The organism is Actinomyces sp. HMT897, from assembly GCF_016626125.1.
Classification (GTDB): Bacteria; Actinomycetota; Actinomycetes; order Actinomycetales; family Actinomycetaceae; genus Actinomyces.
On the sequence record NZ_CP067336.1, the window covers coordinates 1,181,430 to 1,196,107 of the forward strand.

At 72.5% G+C, this 14,678-nt stretch carries 13 protein-coding genes; 2 read left to right on the forward strand and 11 right to left on the reverse strand.

Features of this window, described 5'->3' with window-relative positions; translation table 11 throughout:
• Window positions 1-79 precede the first annotated feature (79 nt).
• Window positions 80-1,177 carry a 1,4-dihydroxy-2-naphthoate polyprenyltransferase gene (locus tag JJJ15_RS04790; protein ID WP_281433034.1) on the reverse strand — a complete coding sequence of 366 codons (1,098 nt, stop codon included), beginning with the start codon at window positions 1,175-1,177 and terminating at the stop codon, window positions 80-82.
• Window positions 1,178-1,598: 421 nt separating this feature from the next.
• Window positions 1,599-2,759 carry an AMP-binding protein gene (locus JJJ15_RS04795; RefSeq protein ID WP_246742155.1) on the reverse strand — a complete coding sequence of 387 codons (1,161 nt, stop codon included), beginning with the start codon at window positions 2,757-2,759 and terminating at the stop codon, window positions 1,599-1,601.
• Between the two features lie 370 nt (window positions 2,760-3,129).
• Here JJJ15_RS04795 and JJJ15_RS04800 point away from each other — a divergent pair, with 370 nt between their 5' ends.
• Window positions 3,130-3,546, forward strand: coding sequence for a PLD nuclease N-terminal domain-containing protein (locus JJJ15_RS04800; protein WP_200511614.1), 417 nt, complete (start codon window positions 3,130-3,132; stop codon window positions 3,544-3,546).
• A gap of 599 nt (window positions 3,547-4,145) precedes the next feature.
• Here JJJ15_RS04800 and JJJ15_RS04805 read toward each other — a convergent pair.
• Both JJJ15_RS04805 and JJJ15_RS04810 read right to left on the reverse strand, forming a co-directional pair.
• A complete protein-coding gene (locus tag JJJ15_RS04805; protein WP_246742156.1) occupies window positions 4,146-4,937 on the reverse strand; it encodes a hypothetical protein in 792 nt (263 codons plus the stop codon).
• A complete protein-coding gene (locus JJJ15_RS04810) occupies window positions 4,934-5,707 on the reverse strand; it encodes a histidine phosphatase family protein (RefSeq protein ID WP_200511615.1) in 774 nt (257 codons plus the stop codon). The genes JJJ15_RS04805 and JJJ15_RS04810 overlap by 4 nt, the downstream gene beginning before the upstream one ends.
• A 104-nt stretch (window positions 5,708-5,811) precedes the next feature.
• Here JJJ15_RS04810 and dapD point away from each other — a divergent pair, with 104 nt between their 5' ends.
• The gene (gene dapD / locus JJJ15_RS04815; RefSeq protein WP_200511616.1) at window positions 5,812-6,795 is read left to right on the forward strand and encodes a 2,3,4,5-tetrahydropyridine-2,6-dicarboxylate N-succinyltransferase; all 984 of its coding nucleotides are present in this window, start codon (window positions 5,812-5,814) and stop codon (window positions 6,793-6,795) included.
• 110 nt (window positions 6,796-6,905) lie between these two features.
• On the opposite strand, the gene JJJ15_RS04820 is transcribed toward dapD, so the two are convergent.
• The 7 genes from JJJ15_RS04820 to JJJ15_RS04850 all read right to left on the reverse strand — a co-directional run bounded on the left by JJJ15_RS04820 (window position 6,906) and on the right by JJJ15_RS04850 (window position 14,342).
• Window positions 6,906-7,742 carry a class I SAM-dependent methyltransferase gene (locus JJJ15_RS04820; protein WP_200511617.1) on the reverse strand — a complete coding sequence of 279 codons (837 nt, stop codon included), beginning with the start codon at window positions 7,740-7,742 and terminating at the stop codon, window positions 6,906-6,908.
• Window positions 7,743-7,974: 232 nt separating this feature from the next.
• A complete protein-coding gene (locus JJJ15_RS04825) occupies window positions 7,975-9,489 on the reverse strand; it encodes a citrate synthase (RefSeq protein ID WP_200511618.1) in 1,515 nt (504 codons plus the stop codon).
• Window positions 9,490-9,666: 177 nt separating this feature from the next.
• Window positions 9,667-9,921 (reverse strand): Txe/YoeB family addiction module toxin, encoded by a 255-nt coding sequence (locus tag JJJ15_RS04830; RefSeq protein WP_200511619.1) that lies wholly within the window; start codon window positions 9,919-9,921, stop codon window positions 9,667-9,669.
• Entirely contained in the window at window positions 9,922-10,173 is a 252-nt protein-coding gene (locus tag JJJ15_RS04835; RefSeq protein ID WP_200511620.1) for a type II toxin-antitoxin system prevent-host-death family antitoxin, read from the reverse strand.
• Between the two features lie 67 nt (window positions 10,174-10,240).
• A complete protein-coding gene (dapC, locus tag JJJ15_RS04840; protein WP_246742234.1) occupies window positions 10,241-11,455 on the reverse strand; it encodes a succinyldiaminopimelate transaminase in 1,215 nt (404 codons plus the stop codon).
• A 134-nt stretch (window positions 11,456-11,589) separates the two neighbouring features.
• Window positions 11,590-11,940 (reverse strand): ferredoxin, encoded by a 351-nt coding sequence (fdxA, locus tag JJJ15_RS04845; protein ID WP_106109710.1) that lies wholly within the window; start codon window positions 11,938-11,940, stop codon window positions 11,590-11,592.
• Window positions 11,941-12,287: 347 nt separating this feature from the next.
• A complete protein-coding gene (locus tag JJJ15_RS04850) occupies window positions 12,288-14,342 on the reverse strand; it encodes a VanW family protein (RefSeq protein ID WP_200511622.1) in 2,055 nt (684 codons plus the stop codon).
• Window positions 14,343-14,678 lie beyond the last annotated feature (336 nt).

A 14,678-nucleotide genomic window follows, 5' to 3' on the forward strand; every position in this document is an offset into this window, starting at 1 on the left:
AGTAGCACGCCCGTGGTGGGGCTGGCACCGGCCCCACCGGCCGCCCACCCCGGCTTCACGGCCCGGGCCGCTGCCAGCCTCACCACCAGGGGGCCCACAGATCCGCCCCCAGGGCCGGGTCCACCAGGACCAGCCCCACCGCCAGGAGCAGGCCGTAGACCAGCTCGTAGAGCCCAGCGTTACGCAGGGCCGGGATGAGCGCGCGCCCCGTGGCCCCGGCCAGGACCGGGCGGGCTGCCTGCTCCACCATCGCCGAGCAGCACAGCAGCAGCACCAGGAGACTGGGCCCGGTCCAGCCCCCGGTGGTCTGGGCGCCGTCGGTCAGGTCGTAGCGGGCCAGCACCAGGGACGCCCCGCCCAGGACGACCGGCAGGCCCAGCATGAGCAGGTAGGCGGTCCGGGCCCGCCTCGGCCCCAGGCGCACGGCCAGGGTGCGCTTGCCGTGGGCGGGGTCGGTGGCAATGTCGCGCAGGTTGTTGACCATGAGCAGGGAGCAGGCAATGAGCCCGATGCCGCATGCCGCGGGCCACACCCAGGCGGGCACGCGCCCGGCCTGGACGTAGGTGGTCCCGGCGGTGGCCACGAGCCCAAAGAACACGAACACGAACACCTCGCCCAGGCCCGCGTAGCCGTAGGGGCGGGGGCCGCCGGTGTAGAACCAGGCGGCGGCGATCGCCGCGGCGCCGAGCGCCAGCATCCACCACTGCCCGCTGACCGCCAGCAGCCCCAGTCCCAGGAGCCCGGCCACCCCGAAGCAGCCGAACGCGGCCAGCTTGACGGTGCCGGGGGCGACCTGCCCGGAGACGGTCAGGCGGGGCGGACCGGTGCGGTCATCGTCAGTGCCGCGCACGCCGTCGGAGTAGTCGTTGGCCAGGTTGCAGCCGATCTGGAGCGCGAGGGCCACCCCGGCGGCCAGGAGCGCACGCACCCAGGACCACCGCCCCAGGGCGACGGCGGCGCCGGTGCCCAGGACGACCGGGGCGACGGCGGCCGGCAGGGTCCGCAGCCGCACCACCTCGACCCAGCTGGTCGCCCGCGGCCCGGGACGGCTCGGCTGCTGGCCTGCCCCTGGCTGACGGCTCGGGACGTGCGTTCCGGCTCCGTCCGGGGCTCCTGGCTGCTGGCCCGCTCCCGGCCGGGGGCTCGGGCTGGGGACGGGGGCCGACTGCTCGCTCACGAGCCGTATCCTCTCACCCCCCACGACCACCAGCATGGGGATCCCGAGGGTCCTGGGGCCGGTTTGTCGCAATCTGAGGATCAGAAGGAGGGCCACCCTCGGCTACGCCAGGGCCCGGGCTCCTGACCTGCGTGGACATTGGGTGTACAAAGTGCTGGGCGGGGTGGGGTCGGTTCTGATCCTCAGATTGCGACAGAATCAGGCACCGCATAGCGTGCAAAGAACTCGCTGCGTATAGGCGCCGGGTGAGAAGACTCGGGTGTCTGCGGTCAGGCCCGGGGTAGTGGGACTGGCCGGGCGTCCGGGGCCGCACCTGGACCGTCGCGTCCCAGCAGTCGGCGATGGGGGCCGGCCGGCAGTTCCGGCCCCGGCAGCACGATCACTCACGTCAGGCCCCGGGATAGTGGGGCCAGCCCAGGGATTAGGGCGCCCCGGAGACGTCACCGGCCAGAAGCTGCGCGACCGCACGGCGGTCCACCTTGCCCGGCCCCCGCAGGGGCAACGCGGGCAGCACACGCACACGCTTGGGCGTGTGGGCGCCGTCGAGCAGGGCACGTGCCGCCCGACGCACCTCCTGGGCGTCGGGCCTGGACCCGGGGGCGGGCACCACGGCGGCGGCGACCACGCTGCCCCACTCCTGGTCCTCCACCCCCACGACGCAGGCCTGGCAGACGCCGTCGATGCTGGTCAGGACGGACTCAACTAGGTGGGGGTCCACCTTGAGGCCGCCGGTGACGATCATGTCGTCCAGGCGCCCCAGGACCGTCAGGCGCCCGTCGGCCTCGACCCGCCCCCGGTCGCAGGTCCACACCTCCCGCCCCCAAGGGCCCTGCCGGAACTCGCAGCCGCCCCCGGCGTCACCTACGTAGCCCTGAGCCACCACCGGCCCGGAGATGACGATCCGCCCCTCGGGCCCCTCCACGCGCACCCGCACCCCGTCCAGGGCGACGCCGTCGTAGACGCACCCGCCCCCGGTCTCGGTCATGCCGTAGGTGGTGACCACGGCAATACCCGCCGACCTGGCCCGGCCCAGGAGGTCCGCCGACGCCGAGGCCCCGCCGACCAGGACCGCCGTCGCCCGGGCCAGGTCGGCGGTGGCCTGGGGGTCCTGAAGGACACGGTGAAGCTGGGTGGGAACCAGGGAGACGTAGACGCGGGCAGGTGGCGTGGGCGTTCCGGGGCCGGCGGCCTGGCGGACGAGCCTGACCAGGGCCGGATCCACCACCTCCTGCCCGGGACCAGCAGACGCGGCAGCGGCTACGGCCCGGCCCAGGGCCCGGGGGTCAAAGCCACCTTCCGGATCCACCACCACGGGCGGCACCCCAGCCACGAGGGAGCGCACGAGCACCTGCAGCCCGGCCACGTGGTGGGCGGGCAGGGCCAGCACCCACCGTCCCGGCCCGCCGAGCCTGACGTGGGTGGCACGGGCGGAGGCGACCAGGGCCTGCACACTCGTACCCACCAGCCGCCCGGTGCCGGTGGTGGAGCCGGATGTGCGCAGGACGATGTCAATGCCAGGCCGGGTCCCCAGCAGCCGCCCCAGGTTGGCGCGGAGCTCGGCGTCCGCCGCATCCAGTCCCACCGCGTTCACTGCATCCGGTTCTACCGCGCTCGCCGCCAATCCCATTGCGCCCGCACCCGGCCCCGCTGTACTCGCCGCACCTGCTCCTGCCACATCCGTTGCACCCGGTCCCGCCGCACCCGGTCCCGCCGGTCCCGCCGGTCCCGCCGTGCCCGCCGCACCCGTTCCCGCTGCTTCCGTTGCACCCAGTCCCACCGCATCCGCCACACCTGGTCCCGCTGCACCCCGTCCCACTGTGCCCGCCGCGGGGGCGGGTGCCGGTAGCGCCTGCCTGGCGTCGACCGGGACGAGGACACCGTGGACACGCAGCAGCCGAGGGATCACAAGGTCATTGTGCCCATACAGGTAGCCACTCGGCTACGCTCCTGCCATGCGCGCGCTCCTCCTCGTCCTCGTCATCGCCCTGACGATCTACTCCCTCCTGGACTGCGCCCGCAGCCCCGAGGAGTCCCTGCCTGCACGTATGCCGAAGTTCCTGTGGATTCTCCTCATTGTCACGACCCCAATGGTCGGCCCGATCGCCTGGATCATCACCTCCCGGGTCAAGGCCGCCGAGGACAAGGGCGGGGTCGTGGAGCCCACCATCTGGTCGGCCCCCGAGGGCACCACCTTCCACCGCCCCGCCCGACGGCGCCCAATGGCCCCCGACGACGACCCCGAGTTCCTGCGGGGCCTGGAGCGGGACATCCGCAGGCGTCGGCGGGCCCAGGAGGGCGGAGGAGCGGACCCGGACGACCGCAAGGACACGCCGGGCACCGGGGACAGCGAGCCCGACCCCACCGCCTGAAGACCGGTCTGCCCCAAGGGCGGGTCAGCACGGCTATGGCGGGCTGCTGCTCCTTCGCTGGCCCCCGCTCCTTCGCTGGCCCCCGCTCCTTCGCTGGCCCCCGCTCCTTCGCTGGCCCCCGCCCCGGGGGCCGGGGCGACCAGGTCGGCAGCCTCGGGACTCCTGAGGTGCGCCAGCCCTCACCCTGGGGGTCGGGTCAGCACAGCTTGGCGGGCTGCCGCTCCTTCGCCAATCCCCAGCCCGGGGCGGGTCCCATTGGCGCCGACTCCCCGGGCTACCTCACCAACCAGCCCCCACCCACCGCCACTGGCCGGTGTTGCACGTTCATCTTGGGGACGCCGCCAGGCCGGTGGCGCCATTTCAACGTTTTCTCCACCCGTGCGGGGTCCGGTGACAAGATGAATGTGCAACGCCGTCGTCGTTGCACATTCATCTTGTTCCCAGACCTCACACTACCGCGCGGATCCGCATGATTCCGCGGTTCCCGGATCCGGGGCCACGGAAAGAATGTGCAACTCCCCCCGGCGGCCGCCTCACGCCCGCACGCTCAGGATGGCGGCGGTACGTCCGAGACGTGCAACTCCCCCCGGGCGGCCGCCTTACGCCCGCAGACGCGGCTGGGTCCAGGCGGGCCAGCTGGCTACGTCCACGTCGTAGCCGTGGGCGGCCGCGTGGAGCATCCAGTCCCCCGGCAGCCAGGTGGCCCCGGCCAGCTGGGGGTGCTCGGGCATGTACTGGGCGGCCCAGAGCACGAGGATGAGCTCGGCCCACTGGGTGCGCAGCTTCCAGCGGGCCGACCCCCTGGCGTTGGTGGCCGCGATCACCACCTCCCCCACCCCGGTGAGCTGGATCTCCTGTATGTCGGCGTAGGGGACCGGCATGACCCCCTCACCCGTACCAATGTAGATGCCGTGGGTGGAGACGGTCACACGTGCGCTCGCCAGGTGCCGCCACCGGACCACGGCGTCGGCCTGCGCGGCCTTCCTCCGGCGCGAGTTGACGTAGGCCTGCCCGCCGAAGAACGCGGCCGTCAGGGCGATCCCCACCGGGCCGCCCGCCAGGAAGAAGCCGCGCGAGGGGTTGTAGGTGGCGTCCCCGCGCCGGAACAGCAGGAGCTCAGCGTCGGCGGAGGCCAGCATGACCTCGTCGGGCCCGAGGTGGCGTCGCACCGGGTCCACGACCGGTGAGACCGGGTTGGGCCGACGCCGGTGCGCCAGCGAGGTCAGGACCCCGGCGGTGTTCCACCAGACGAAGTCCTGGCCGGTCCAGGGCCGCCGGGGGGCGGGGCGGGACCGGGGATCGTGCACCAGGCGCTGCCCGTCCGCGGGTACCAGGTCGTCCGACGTCGGGGGCCCCGGCTGCGGGGAGCCCGACGTCGGCGGCTGGGTCACGCCCGGGCCTCCGTGGACCCGGGCCCGGCTGGCGCTGCCGGTGTGGCGTCGCGCGCGGCCGGTGTGGCTGGCGCGGTCTCACGCCCGGCCGCCCCGGCGTCGCCCATCTTCTCACTGGCGGCCGACGTGCCCGGGACCATGTCCTCGGCCTGGCGCAGGAGGTCCCCGGCGGGCTCCCAGTAGGCCAGTCCGGTCAGGGTACGGTCCTCAAAGGTCAGGGAGGTCAGGGAGGCCAGGGAGCACTGGCGGCGTCGGGGGTCGTGGGCCAGGAGACGGCCCTCCAGCCACAGGCGCAGCGACCAGATGGGCAGCTGGTGGCTGACCAGCAGCGCCTCGTGGCCCTGCGCCAGCGGGACGGCGTCGCGCACGGCGGCGGCCATGCGGGCCACCAGGTCGACGTAGGGCTCCCCCCAGGAGGGCCGCAGGGGGTTGACGTAGTAGCGCCAGTGCTGGGGGTGGGTCAGCACCCGACGGTCGCGGTTGACCGGCACCCCCTCAAAGTGGTTACCGGCCTCAGTGAGCCGGACGTCAGTGGTCGGGGTCAGGCCGAAGGCCTCGGCCGTCGGCGCCCCGGACTCCCGGGCACGCTCCAGCGGGGAGGTGATGACGGCCACGACGTCGTGCCCGGTGGCGGACAGGACATGAGCCACCCGCCGGGCCATGGCCGCCCCGAGGGCGGAGAGGTGGTAGCCGGGGCGGCGGCCGTAGAGGATCCCCTCGGGGTTGTAGACCTCGCCGTGCCTCATCACGTGGATCGTCGTACGCACCATAGCCCTGATTCTGTCACGCCCCGCCCCCGCCGGGGCCCGCCCACGGTGAGCCGACGGCAGAACCCACCACGGCGCCGTCGGCCCGGGAGCCGTATCGTGGGGCCATGACGACTCGCAGCGCATGGGGCCTCGGCCTCGCCACCGTGACCGACGACGGCACCACCCTGGACGTGTGGTACCCCCGCCCCGTCCTGGGCGACGAGCCCGAGGACGGTCACGCCGACCTCCTGGCCACCCTGACGACCATGGAGCACCAGGACGCGGCCCGCGGCGTCCACACCACCGTGGTGCGCACCTGGGCGGACCTGGACGACGCCCCCCAGACCGTGGCGGGCGCCTACCTGCGTCTGCACGTCCTGTCCCACCGCCTGGCCCTGCCCAACACGGTCAACCTGGACGGCATCTTCTCCCGCCTGCCCAATGTGGTGTGGACCTCGGTGGGCCCCTGCGCCGCGGAGGACTTCGAGACCACCCGCACCCGCCTGCGCGCCGCCCTGGGCTCCCCCGTCCAGGTCAGCTCGGTGGACAAGTTCCCCCGCATGACCGACTACGTGCTGCCCTCGGGGGTGCGCATCGGCGACGCGGCGAACGTGCGCCTGGGCGCCTACCTGTCGGAGGGCACCACCGTCATGCAGGCCGGCTTCGTCAACTACAACGCCGGGACCCTGGGACGCTCCATGGTGGAGGGGCGCATCTCCCAGGGGGTGGTCATTGGCGACGGCTCGGACATCGGCGGCGGCGCCTCGACCATGGGCATGCTCTCGGGCGGCGGACGCCAGCGCGTGGCCCTGGGCGAGCGCTGCCTGCTGGGGGCCAACTCCGGCCTGGGCATCCCGCTGGGGGACGACTGCGTGGTGGAGGCGGGACTCTACCTGACGGCCGGGACCAAGGTCTCACTCATGCCCCAGGGGGGTGTGGTGCCCGGCAGCCACGGCCTGTTCAAGGAGCCTCGTGTGGTCTCCGCCCGCCAGCTGGCGGGGGCCTCCAACGTGCTGTTCCGCCGCAACTCCCAGTCCGGCGCCGTGGAGGCCCTCTCCCGCGGCGGCAAGGGCATTGCGCTCAACTCCGAGCTCCACACCAACCAGTAGGGACGCCCCCGGCCCAATGGTGCTGGGCCGCCCGGCGCCATTGGGGCTCCGACGCCCACTCCCACGGGCTGGCCCTGCCAGCTGGCGGGCCGACGCCGGGCCCGTCGCCCTCAGGGCTTGCGGGCCACCAGGGCAATACCCACCATGTCCTTCTTGTAGCGGGTGAACACGGCACGCATCTGGAGGATACGGGCACGCAGCTCCTTGTCCCGCAGGATGTTGCGGACCATGCGCAGGGCCCCGCGCAGGCCCTCGTCACGCAGGTTGCGCCCCACCTTGAGCAGGGCCATGGGGGCGGTGCCCACCCACTCCACCTTCAGGCCCGCGTCCTCCATGAGCTGCTTCCAGGCGGCGGCGGTCATGGGCCGGGCGTTGACGTGGATGGCGCGGGCCAGGTCCTTGCGCAGCTCGGTGTAGTGGTCCTGGTCAATGTCGTCGGGGACGACGCCGAGCTCGTGGATGGCGTAGCGGCCGCCGGGCCGCAGCACCCGGACGGCCTCGGCCACGATAGCGGCCTTGCCCTTGTCCCCCTGCATGGTCAGCATGGCCTCCCCGACCACGACGTCGGCGCAGGCGTCCGGCAGGCCGGTGGCGGCGGCCTCGCCCTGCCGGACGGTGCCGCGGTCCCCGACCACGGCGGCCACCCGGGCGGCAGCCTGCGGGTCCCGGTCAATGGCCGTGTAGGACGCGGGCCCGGCCTTCATGATCTCGGCGGCGGTGCGCCCCAGGCCGGGGGCCATCTCGACGACGTCGGCCCCCGCCAGGCGGGCACGGGCGAGCATGGCGGCGGACAGGGCCGCGCCGCCCGGGCGCAGGACACGCTTACCGGCGCGGGCCAGCACCCAGTGGCCCGGGGCGGTGGCCACGGGGCGGTCGGCGTAGGGAAGGGGGACGTCAGTGGGGTCAGAGGGAGCGGCAGCCTTGGGACGGTCGTGCGGTTCAGCCATGCGCCCAGTTTAACCTGGTGGTACCGGAATAAAACAGGCGGTCCCAGGCCCCAGGTCCCAACCGCCCGGCCCCGCCACCCCGACCCCGCTCTCGACCGCACCGAGGCGCGACCCTCCGACCTGCGTGGACATTAGATGCACAAAGCGTAAGGCGGGGTGGAGTCGGCTCTGATCCTCAGATTGCGCCAAAACCAAGTGCCAGCCCTGCCAGGGGCGCGTATAACCCCGGCGCTCAGACCCGAGTGACGCGGTCCAGGCTGGAGACGCCCGTGCGCACCCCCGGGTACTCGCGCACCGGCGCCCCGCGGCGTCGCATGGCCACGTAGTGGCGCTCGACCGGCCCGGTGTAGACCTGCCGGGGCCGGCCAATGCGCTTGGCGGGGTCCACCATCATCTCCCGGTACTGGGCGATCCAGCCCGGCAGGCGCCCCAGGGCGAACAACGGCGTGAACATCTTGGTGGGGAACCCCATGGCCTGGTAGATCAGGCCGGTGTAGAAGTCCACGTTGGGGTAGAGGTTGCGGGAGACAAAGTACTCGTCGCTCAGGGCCACCTCCTCCAGCTCCATGGCGATCTCCAGCTTGCGGTCCCCCTCGGGGCTGCCCAGGCGGCTGAGGACCGAGTGGGCCGCCTCCTTGACCAGGGCGGCGCGCGGGTCGTAGCTCTTGTAGACCCGGTGCCCGAACCCCATGAGCCGGACCCCGTCCTCCTTGTTCTTCACCTTGCGGACGAACTCGCCCGTGCTCAGCCCCTGGGTCTGGATGGTGTCCAGCATACGCAGGACCGCCTCGTTGGCCCCGCCGTGCAGCGGGCCGGACAGCGCCCCCACCCCCGCCGCCACGGAGGCGTACATATTGGCGTCGGCCGACCCCACCAGGCGCACCGTGGAGGTGGAGCAGTTCTGCTCGTGGTCGGCGTGGAGGATGAGCAGCATGTCCAGAGCGCCAATGACCACGGGGTCAATGTCGTAGGCCTGGTAGGGCATGCCGAAGGTCAGGCGCAGGAAGTCCTCCACGTAGCCGTTCCGCGGATCGGGGTAGAGCAGCGGCAGGCCGATGGCGCGGCGCGCAATGTAGCTGATCATCGTCGGCATCTTGGCAATGAGCAGGACGGTGGCCAGTTCGCGCTCGTAGGGGTCGTGCGGGTTGAGGGTGTCCTCGTAGTAGGTGGCCAGGCCGGATATCCCGGACTGGAGGATCGCCATGGGGTGGCCCGAGGAGGGGAAGGAGGTGAAGAAGCTGCGGAAGTCCTCGTGCAGGAGCCGGTGGCGGGCAATACGCTCCTGGAAGCGCTCAAACGTCTCCCTGTCCGGCAGGTCCCCGTTGATCAGGAGGTAGGCCACCTCCAGGAAGCTGGAGTTCTTGGCGAGCTCGGCGATCGGGTAGCCGCGGTAGCGCAGGATGCCTGCGGCACCGTCAATGTAGGTGATCTCCGAGGCGCAGGAGGCGGTGTTGGTGTAGCCGGGGTCCAGGGTGACCAGGCCCGTGGCACCCAGGAGGCTGCCGACCCTCAGGCCGTCGGCGCCCTCGGTGGCAAAGGCCCGGGGCAGCTCCACCTGCACCTGGTCCACGGTGAGCAGGCCGGGGGCGTCGGAGTCGGACGGGTCCACGGGGCCGCCAGGATGGGAGGCGCCACCGGGACGGGGGCCGCTGCCAGGGTGGGCGGCAGGGCCGGCGTCGGTCGCGCGGGTGGCACTCGCGGCGGGAGCGGTGCCGGGGTGGGCGCTCGGGGTGGGGGACTCGGTCATGACGCCTCCTCTGTGGTCGTGGCAGCCAGGCGGGCCACCGGGACTACGGTCCTCACCCACCACTGTAGGCGCTGGTGGTGACAGGGTGTGGTATCCGCGGCGCCTGGCACCGGGCGCTCCCGGCCCGCGCAGGCGGGCGGCAGCCGCCTCCACCCGCTCAAGCCGGGCACGGTGCGGTCAGTAGTGGTAGCGCGCCTGGAGGATAACGAGGTCGTCGCCGTCGACCAGGTAGACGAGACGGTGCTCGTCAGTGATACGCCGCGACCAGGCGCCGGGGGCTCCGTACATAAGCCGCTCAGGCTTGCCTATGCCGGCGTGGGGGTCACGCAGGCAGGCGTCGATCAGGGTGTTGACACGCTTAAGGACCCGCCGGTCGGCCCTCTGCCAGTGCTTGTAGTCCTCCCAGGCACCGGGGTCCCAGACAAGCCTCACTCAGTCCTCCCGGTCGAGGCCGTGCTCCTCGGTTCGGCCCGCGCGCGCCCGGTCATAGGCGTCAAGCAGCCTGCGGGCGTTGGCCGGGGAGCGGAACAGGTAGGCGGTCTCCTGCCAGGCCGCGTACTCGTCAGCGGGCATGAGGACGACGCTGCCCTTCCGTGAGACGATCTCCACGGGCACACGGTCACTGGTGACCTGCTCAATGAGCGGGAACAATGTCCTGCGTGCCTGGCTGACGCTAATAGACACGGTCACCACCTCCCTACCTGAACAACGGTACCAGGTAACGGTACCAGATGGGTGGGCGGAGACCGGCTCAGGGGCGGAACAGGGCGGCGGCTCCCGGGCCGCGCAGGCGGGCGGCAGCCGCCTCCACCCGCTCGTCGGTGTCGGTCAGGGAGACCCGCACGTGCCCGGCGCCGGCCGCGCCGTAGAAGTCGCCGGGGGCCACCACAATGCCCAGCTCGGCAAAGGCCCCCACCAGGTCGAAGGCGCTCATGCCCGCGGGCCCGCGCAGCCACAGGTAGAGTCCCGCCACCGAGAGCGGGTCGGCCACCAGCCCCACGTCGGCGACGGCCTCCACCAGGAGGGTGCGGCGTCGGCGGTAGGTCTCCCGCTGGGCGGCCACGTGCGCCTCGTCGCCCAGGACGGCCGTGATCACCGCCTGGACGGGGGCGGGGACCATGAGGCCGGCGTGCTTGCGCACCTCGGTGACGGCGGCGACCAGGGCGGCGTCGCCCGCGAGGAAGGCGGCCCGGTAGCCAGCGAGGTTGGACTGCTTGGACAGGGAGTACAGGACGATGAGGCCGGAGCGGTCGGGGGCGCCGTCAGGCCTGGTACCGCCCACGCGCGGGTCGAGCAGGCTGGGGACGCCCTGGCTCACCCAGGGCTCGGCCCAGGGCAGCTCGGCGTAGCACTCGTCGGAGACGACGACGGCGCCGCGCCGGCGTGCCCAGGCCACCACGCGGGCCATCTGGGCCACGGAGAGGACGTGCCCGTCGGGGTTGCCGGGGCTGTTGAGCCAGACGAGGACCGGGTCGCGTGGGGTGCCGTCGGGGCCCGTGGGCAGGACCCAGGTGGCGGGGTCGGCGTCGGTGTCCACGGGGACCGGGTGGGCGCCGACCAGGCGGGCGCCGACGTCGTAGGTGGGGTAGGCGGCGCGCGGGTGGAGGACGAGGTCGCCCGGGCCCACGCCGAGCTGGAGGGGCAGGAGGGCGACGGACTCCTTGGAGCCAATGGTGGGGATGACCTCGGCGTCCGTGAGGGCGGGCACGCCCCGACGCCGGGCCATCCACTCAATGACGGCCGCACGCAGGGCGGGGGTGCCTACCGTGGTGGGGTAGCCGGGGGCGTTGGAGGAGTCGGCCAGGGCCTGGCGGGCGACGGCGGGGGTGTCGTCCACGGGGGTGCCGACGGCCAGGTCCACGACGCCGTCGGGGTGCTGGGCGGCGCGAGCCCGGTAGGGGCGCAGGGAGTCCCAGGGGAAGTCGGGCAGGGCCGGTGGGCGAGGCAGGGTGGCGGCGCTGGCCAGGCCGGTGAGGGGCTGGCCAGCAGGGGGCTGACTGGCGGGCTTGGTGGTCACAGGCCGATTCTCCCCCACGACGGCAGAGAGGACGGTGCGGATGTCCTGCCCCACACCTGAGGTGGGGACGGGGGTGCGGGGAGTCAGTAGCCGTTCTCGGCCTTCCAGTCATCGTTCTGGGGTGGCAGGGCGGCGACCATGGGGTCGTCGTAGGGCTGGGGGCCTGTGGCCTGGGCGCCGCCGGGGCTGCCCAGGCCCTTGAGGGCGAAGAAGTCGATATTGGCCCGGGTGTAGTCGGCCCACTCGTCGGGGACGTCGTCCTCGTAGAAGATGGCCTCGGTGGGGCAGACCGGTTCGCAGGCACCGCAGTCCACGCACTCGTCAGCGTTGATATAGAGAGTCCGCTCGCCCTCGTAGATGCAGTCCACAGGGCACTCGTCCACGCAGGCGCGGTCCTTCACGTCCACGCAGGGCTGGGCGATGACGTAGGCCATGACGCTTCTTTCCTTGGGTCGCTGGGTGCCGCGGGAAGCGGCCAGGGGAGCTCAGGCTAGTATCCCGCCGCCGAGCCCGCTCACCCAAGTGAGGTTGCCGACGGCGCGACTCCGCCAGTTCCCGACCCAGGGCGCCCGGCCTTTACGTCATGTCCAGGTCGCGGATACCCGCGGGCCGTGCCAGTGGGCCCGGGGGGCGGACCCGGTAGGCACGCTCCTGCCCCCGGCCCCAGGCCCGGCCAGCTCCGACCCCGGGCTGAGGTCACCGACGCGCGGAGTCATGAGGCGCCCGCTAGCCCCGACCCCGACCCCGACCCAGGGCCGTTCCCCGTCCGCGCCCAACGGGCCTACTTGCTGCACACAATGCGGTTGTCGGCCTCGTACTTGGTGGTCAGGACGTCGTCGGGGACGGTCTTGTCCGGGGCCTTGCGCGAGCGGGTCACGGTGATGTCGAACCCGGCGTTGCCCCCGGAGTAGGCCTCACAGCCGGGGCCGCTGGCGGTCACCGTCTTGACCGGCCGGTAGTCGGTCTTCTCCCCGGAGGTAATGGAGACCTCGTAGTACCGGGTGGACCACAGGCGCACGTGGACCTCCTCGCCGGAGACCCAGGCCTGGATCAGCACCGGGTAGGGGGTGGAGTTGCCGAACTTGACGTCCTTCTCCCCGGTCCAGATGGTGGCCTCGCGCCCCGCCGGGTAGCGGCTGAACCAGTAGGTGTGCGGGTGGTGCTCGACGTCGTCCATGCCGGCCTCGAACGCGGCGTTGAACATGGTGGTGCCGATCTGGGACAGGCCCCCGCCAATGGCGTCAACGTGCTTGCCGTCGCTGATCACGCCGGCCGCGGCGAAGCCGTGCTCCTCGTCGACCTCCCCGAGCGCCTCCTCGGTGGAGAAGACCTGTCCCGGCATGACGATCTTCCCGTTGAGGAGCTCGGCACCGCGCCTGAGGTTCTGGTCCCTGCCGGGCTCGGAGTAGAAGGGCGTGGAGTAGTCGCTAATGAACTCGGTAATGTGCCAGTCCGCCGCCGCGGTGGTCAGGGCGGGCTCCTTGGACACCAGGGGCAGGGTGACGGTGCGCCCGGTGGCGCTGGAGGTCCCGGCCTTGAGGGCGCCGTCGGCCAGGGCCTGACGGTCGATGACGCGCCCGTTGGCGGGTGCCACGTACTGCGGCGTGGCGGTGGGGGCACCCTCGTCGCTGCCGTCAATGGTCCAGGTGGCGGACTGGGGGGCGACCTCCACGTCCGCGCCCATGGTGGACACGACGGTGTCGTAGAGCATGTCGGCGTCCAGGGCGGCGCTCAGGGCGGTGCCCGAGGAGGAGATGGTGACCAGGCCGGCGACCTGCTCGGGGCTGAGGGTCACGTCACCGGCGGAGATACTGGCGGCGTCGGTACCGGCGGCCGTAATGGTCAGCGGCGCGGACAGCAGGGGGTTGAGGGTGTCGTTGATAAAGGCCTGCGCGGCCGCGTCGGTGATCGTGGGGCGGGCCTGGCCCGCGTCGAGCTCAATGGTGGTCTTACCCAGGGGCCAGTTGGCGGTCAGGCGTCGTACGGAGGCGGCAATGTCCACGCCGTTGCCCGCGGAGGCGGGGATCAGGACCGGCGTGGTGCCGTTGAGGATGACGGAGGCGTTGGCGGTGCCGGTGGCGAGCTCGTCCAGGTGGGAGCCGAGCGCCCCGGTCAGGGCCACGGGGTCCACGTTGACGACGGCATCGACCCTGGCCCCGGTGAACCGGTTGAAGATCGTGGCGGGGTTGAGGGTGAAGCGGGTCAGACGCTCCACGCTGGCCTCGGCGTCCACGCTCACCCCCGCCTTGGAGGGCGTGATCTGGGCGGAGGAGCCGTTCACCGTCACCGTCACCGGGTCGTCCAGCACGTCCTGCGTCTGGGTGGCGACGGCCTGGCGCGCCTCGGAGAGGCTCATACCACCCACGGCCACGCCCGAGATGCTGGAGCCCGGGGCCAGGTTGGCCGTGTTCCACCAGGCGGCCCCCACCCACAGCAGGACGAGGACGCCCAGGCCGGTCACCACCGCGAGCGCCGTCCTGCGACGCCGGGACCAGCGCCGTCGGCCCTGAGCGGGCTGGGAGCTGGAGGCCGACGCCGAGTCGGTAGCGGTGGCGGTGTCATCGTCCTCGGTGGCACTGGTGGTGTCCTCGGTGGGAGCGGTGTCGGCAGTACCGGCCGCAGGGGTCGCCGTGTCCTCGGCGGGGTCGGCGTCAGCCGGGTCGGCAGCCTCGGCGGGGCCCTCAGCGGGGACAACAGCCTTGGCAGTACTGGCCTTAGCGGGGGCGAGTCCCTCAGCAGGGGCAGCGTCCTTAGCGGTGTCGGTGGCCTTGGCAACCTCAGTGTCCTCAATGGGACCGGCGGACCTGGCAGAGCCAACGGCCTTCTTCGTAGCCACCTTTGTGCTGGTAACAGCCGCACTGGTGTCAGCTACCTTGGCGTCGGTAGAGCTAGTGGCAGTGACGCTAGTACCAGTGGCCCTGGCGTCGGCACCCGCACCGCTGGCGGTGCCACCGCCAGGCCCGGAGGTGGTGCCACCAGGCGCATTCGTGGCGCCATCGGGCGCCGTGCCACTAGGCGCGCTCGCGGTACCGGACGCGCTCGCGCCATCAGGTGCCGTGCCACCGGGATTACGGGGGACCGGGTGAGGGGCCGGCTGTGCCACGGCAGCGTCGTCGGCGTCGGACGGGGTCGCATTGGGGTCGGGGACGGGGACGGTCACTGTTGGCTCCGA

Excerpts from the sequence above, each read along its gene's own strand:
- JJJ15_RS04800 (WP_200511614.1), top strand. The coding sequence starts at position 3,130 with ATGCGCGCGCTCCTCCTCGTCCTCGTCATCGCCCTGACGATCTACTCC.
- fdxA (WP_106109710.1), bottom strand. The coding sequence starts at position 11,940 with ATGGCCTACGTCATCGCCCAGCCCTGCGTGGACGTGAAGGACCGCGCC.
- JJJ15_RS04810 (WP_200511615.1), bottom strand. The coding sequence starts at position 5,707 with ATGGTGCGTACGACGATCCACGTGATGAGGCACGGCGAGGTCTACAAC.
- JJJ15_RS04825 (WP_200511618.1), bottom strand. The coding sequence starts at position 9,489 with ATGACCGAGTCCCCCACCCCGAGCGCCCACCCCGGCACCGCTCCCGCC.
- dapD (WP_200511616.1), top strand. The coding sequence starts at position 5,812 with ATGACGACTCGCAGCGCATGGGGCCTCGGCCTCGCCACCGTGACCGAC.
- JJJ15_RS04820 (WP_200511617.1), bottom strand. The coding sequence starts at position 7,742 with ATGGCTGAACCGCACGACCGTCCCAAGGCTGCCGCTCCCTCTGACCCC.